2 protein-coding genes are annotated in these 921 nt (G+C 50.7%); both read right to left on the bottom strand.

Annotated features, from left to right (window positions below; all coding sequences use genetic code 11):
- A partial coding sequence (locus QSH13_RS18455; protein ID WP_286039461.1) for an ArdC-like ssDNA-binding domain-containing protein occupies positions 1-217 on the bottom strand: 217 nt, incomplete at its 3' end.
- Between the two features lie 152 nt (positions 218-369).
- Positions 370-780, bottom strand: a complete 411-nt coding sequence (locus QSH13_RS18450; protein WP_228395558.1) for a hypothetical protein — start codon at positions 778-780, stop codon at positions 370-372.
- Positions 781-921 lie beyond the last annotated feature (141 nt).

Here is a 921-nt window from a genome sequence, read left to right as displayed (position 1 = left end):
ACAACCATAACAACAGCACATTCATCCCCTGATAGGGATGACCGGTCAGGGCGTTCACCGGAAAACCGGTGCCCGTCCCTTCTGCCGGCCGCCATGGCCGTTTCCACGGGCAGGTGCCTTTTTCCAGTGCGGTCACAATACGGTCAGTCACTTCCTGATAAATATCGCGAACAGGCTTATCCGCAGCCGGGCGGCGTTTACGGTCAGATTTTTTCATCGGGATACCCTCAATAAAAAAGGTGTATCCCGTCCTGATGGCGGGATACACCATCAGGTGAAAAAACAATATGGTTAATTTTTAAACGGTGTTTCCAGTGGAAACACTGATTAAAATGTGTTCAGCGTTTCCCGGAGAAACACCTTACCGGCTTACCACCAGGCCACAAAACACAGTGACTCTGCCTCAAAGTCAAACGTCTCCGTTATCCCTGACAGCCAGCGTCTGACGTCTTCCACATCAGCCCAGTACACCTCGTCATAGGCCGTTGAACCAAAGAAAAAACTCTCTGTGGTCGGAAAACGTGTCTGACAGTTTTCCGGTGTCAGTGCCAGCAAGTCCTGCTGTAAAGCCCGCAGATGAGCCTCTGTCACCGGCACTTTTTCACAGTTTTCAAAAGCCCCGATATGGTCATGCACCCACTTAAACAATGCATTGACCTTACGGAAATACCCGACTTCAATATCGCCGTCGCTGTCCGCTTCTGCATAACGTGAGCCGGGTATCCGGCTTTTGTCTGCACCGCGCTTTTCACTGGCATAAAAGTAAATATCGAGTCCCATACACTTCTCCTGCGATAAAAAAGGCAGGGACTCTCCCGACAGGAAAGTCCCTGCCGGGTTGAGTAAAATAAAACTATCCGTTCATGCCGGGCATATTCTGCTCAGCGTCTCTGACACACGATAACGCACACGCCAGCGTGT

Source organism: Proteus faecis, assembly GCF_030286765.1.
Taxonomy (GTDB): domain Bacteria; phylum Pseudomonadota; class Gammaproteobacteria; order Enterobacterales; family Enterobacteriaceae; genus Proteus; species Proteus faecis.
Note: the sequence above shows the minus strand (reverse complement) of the source record. Positions and strands in the feature narration are given on the sequence as shown.

Bases quoted from the DNA above. Each gene is read 5' to 3' on its own strand.
- QSH13_RS18450 (WP_228395558.1), bottom strand. From the start codon at position 780: ATGGGACTCGATATTTACTTTTATGCCAGTGAAAAGCGCGGTGCAGAC.